This is a genomic window from Streptomyces sp. CC224B (assembly GCF_030010595.1).
GTDB classification, from domain to species: domain Bacteria; phylum Actinomycetota; class Actinomycetes; order Streptomycetales; family Streptomycetaceae; genus Streptomyces; species Streptomyces longispororuber.
Genome location: NZ_JASCXL010000230.1, coordinates 1 through 2,941, shown reverse-complemented (window position 1 = coordinate 2,941; position 2,941 = coordinate 1). Strand labels below are relative to the sequence as shown.

The 2,941-nt window shown below is 75.8% G+C and carries 4 protein-coding genes and 1 pseudogene; 4 read left to right on the top strand and 1 reads right to left on the bottom strand.

Annotated features, from left to right (window positions below; genetic code table 11):
• Positions 1–296, bottom strand: a pseudogene (locus tag QK440_RS41005) (hypothetical protein); the annotation flags it as partial.
• 118 nt (positions 297–414) lie between these two features.
• Here QK440_RS41005 and QK440_RS41000 point away from each other — a divergent pair.
• From QK440_RS41000 to QK440_RS40985, 4 genes are all read left to right on the top strand, one after another.
• Positions 415–663 carry a hypothetical protein gene (locus tag QK440_RS41000; RefSeq protein ID WP_282798357.1) on the top strand — a complete coding sequence of 83 codons (249 nt, stop codon included), beginning with the start codon at positions 415–417 and terminating at the stop codon, positions 661–663.
• Between the two features lie 188 nt (positions 664–851).
• Positions 852–1,718: a Nif3-like dinuclear metal center hexameric protein gene (locus QK440_RS40995; RefSeq protein ID WP_282798356.1), complete on the top strand. Its 867-nt coding sequence runs from the start codon at positions 852–854 to the stop codon at positions 1,716–1,718.
• The gene (locus tag QK440_RS40990) at positions 1,715–2,458 is read left to right on the top strand and encodes a C4-type zinc ribbon domain-containing protein (protein ID WP_282798358.1); all 744 of its coding nucleotides are present in this window, start codon (positions 1,715–1,717) and stop codon (positions 2,456–2,458) included. The genes QK440_RS40995 and QK440_RS40990 overlap by 4 nt, the downstream gene beginning before the upstream one ends.
• Before the next feature lie 10 nt (positions 2,459–2,468).
• Positions 2,469–2,941: reverse transcriptase-like protein (locus tag QK440_RS40985; RefSeq protein ID WP_282798355.1), on the top strand; the 473-nt coding region annotated here is incomplete at its 3' end.

The following is a 2,941-nucleotide window of genomic DNA, read 5'->3' as shown; positions in this document are numbered from 1 at the left end:
GTGGCGGCGGGCATCGCGCTGACGCGCATCCCCGCACTATCGCGCCCCGCTCCTGCCGGTGCTGCGGGGCGCCCCGCCGCCCCGGCGTCCTCCCCGCCGCCCGGCCTCCCGCCCGCCGCCCCCGGGGTGCCGGGGGCCCCGGGCACGAGCACCGTCCCGCCGCCCGGCACCGCGACGCGGCGTGTGGTGCGCCCGGCCCCCGGGCCCGTCGCGGGCCCGGCCGCGCACGGCGGCGGCGAGGGTGTGGGGACGGGCGGCGGGGACGCGGGCGAGGGGCCGGCCACAGGGGCTGTCATCTGCGGGTCACCTCCGCTCGCGACGCTAGTTTTCGTACGCACTGGCGTGGATTCCGAGGCCGTCCGCTTCACGCGTACGTGTGGTGATGTCCCGGTTCGCCGGAGAAGCCGGGGGTGGATGTGCTGTGCGGGGGAGCGCCCCCAGGGCGGCGGGGCCTTCGCCGAGGCCGCCGACAGGACGGCGAGTACGGGCACCGAGGTCCGGCCCGGGGCGCTTTCGCGGACCGTCGTGCACGCCCTGAGCACCACGGAGCTGAAGCAGTGGCCGAAGCGGGTCGCCGTCCTGGACGGCGGAGTCCTCGGCCACGTGGTGTCCCTCGGGGGCGAGCCCGTCGGCCACGCGCCCACCGAGGGCGACTGGGCGTGACGGCGGTGAACGCGGTCCTGGACGACCTGCGCGGCCGCGTCGCGCGGTGGCCGCGGCGGCACCCGGCCGCGGCCGTGGCGGGCGCGCCGCGGCCTGGTCGCGCGGCGGCGTGGGTGCACCGTGTCAGGGCCCGGTCGCCCTGCGTCACCCAGGGCCGGGGCGGCAGCGCGGGAAGGTAGCCTTTTCCCGTGCCCCGTCTGTCTGAAGTCATCGCCGCCCTCGACGCCCTGTGGCCCGCGGAGCGGGCCGAGCAGTGGGACGCGGTCGGCACGGTCTGCGGCGACCCCGGAGCGGAGGTCTCGCGGGTCCTGTTCGCCGTCGACCCCGTCCAGGACGTCGCCGACGAGGCGGTCCGGCTCGGCGCCGACCTGCTCGTCACCCACCACCCGCTCTTCCTGCGCGGTACGACCACGGTGGCGGCCTCGACCTTCAAGGGCCGCGTCGTCCACGAGCTCATCAAGAACGACGTCGCCCTGCACGTCGCGCACACCAACGCCGACACCGCCGACCCGGGCGTCTCCGACGCGCTCGCGGGCGCGCTCGACCTGCGCGTCGTACGCCCCCTTGTGCCGGACCCGACCGACGAGCACGGCCGCCGCGGCCTCGGCCGGATCTGCGCCCTGGAACACCCGCTCACCCTGACCGAGTTCGCCGCGCACGCCGCGCGGCGGCTGCCCGCCACCGCGCAGGGCATCCGCGTCGCGGGCGACCCCGACCAGCCGATCCGTACCGTCGCCGTCAGCGGCGGCTCCGGTGACAGCCTCTTCGACGCCGTGCGCGCCGCGGGCGTCGACGCGTTCCTCACCGCCGACCTGCGCCACCACCCGGTGTCGGAGGCCCGCGCCGAGGCGCCGCTCGCGCTGCTGGACGCCGCGCACTGGGCCACCGAGTGGCCGTGGTGCGAGCTGGCCGCCGCGCAGCTCGACGAGATCTCCGACCGGCACGGCTGGAACCTGCGCGTGCACGTCTCGAAGACGGTCACCGACCCCTGGACCGCCCACGCGGCGTCGTCCCCCTCACCCAGCTCACCTAGCACCCTTGGAGCCCCCAACTGAACGCCGCGCCCGCCGACCAGATCCGTCTCCTCGACCTCCAGGACCTGGACGTACGCCTCACGCAGCTCGCGCACAAGCGCGCGTCGCTGCCCGAGCACGCCGAGATCGAGTCGCTGACCAAGGACGTGACCCAGCTCCGCGACCTGCTCGTGGCCGCGCAGACCGAGGACAGCGACTGCGCCCGCGAGCAGACCAAGGCCGAGCAGGACGTGGACCAGGTGCGCCGGCGCGCCGCCCGCGACCAGCAGCGCCTGGACTCCGGCGCGGTCACCTCGCCCAAGGACCTGGAGAGCCTCCAGCGGGAGATCGCCTCCCTCGCCAAGCGCCAGGGGGACCTGGAGGACGTCGTCCTGGAGGTCATGGAGCGCCGCGAGTCCGCGCAGGAGCGCGTCGCCGAGCTCACCGAGCGCGTCTCGTCCGTCCAGTCGAAGATCGACGACGCCACGGGCCGCCGGGACGCCGCGGAGCAGGAGCTGGACCGCGAGGCCGCCACGGTCACCAAGGAGCGCGAGGTCGTCGCCGCGTCGATCCCCGCCGACCTGCTCAAGCTCTACGACAAGCTCCGCGCCCAGCAGGGCGGCGTCGGCGCGGCCCGGCTCTACCAGCGCCGCTGCGAGGGCTGCCGCCTGGAGCTGAACATCACCGAGGTCAACGAGGTCAAGGCGGCCTCCCCCGACACGGTCGTGCGCTGCGAGAACTGCCGCCGCATCCTGGTGCGCACCGCCGAGTCCGGCCTGTAAAGGGGCGGATGTGGCGAGGGAGTTCATCGTCGAGGCCGACGGCGGCTCCCGGGGCAACCCGGGGCCCGCGGGCTACGGCGCGGTCGTCATCGACGCGGCCTCCGGCGAGACGCTGACGGAGGCCGCGGCGTACGTGGGCGTCGCCACGAACAACGTGGCCGAGTACAAGGGCCTGGTGGCCGGCCTGAAGGCCGCCCGCGCCCTGGACCCCGCGGCGCGCGTGCACGTCCGCATGGACTCCAAGCTCGTGGTCGAGCAGATGTCGGGCCGCTGGAGGATCAAGCACCCCGGCATGAAGCCCCTCGCCGCCGAGGCGGCCGCGGTCTTCCCCGCCGACCAGGTCACCTACGAGTGGATCCCGCGCGAGCGGAACAAGCACGCGGACCGCCTGGCGAACGAGGCGATGGACGCGGGCAAGCGGGGCGAGCAGTGGTCGCCGGAGCGGTCCACGGCGGACCTCGGCGCGGGCTCCCGCGCCGCCGC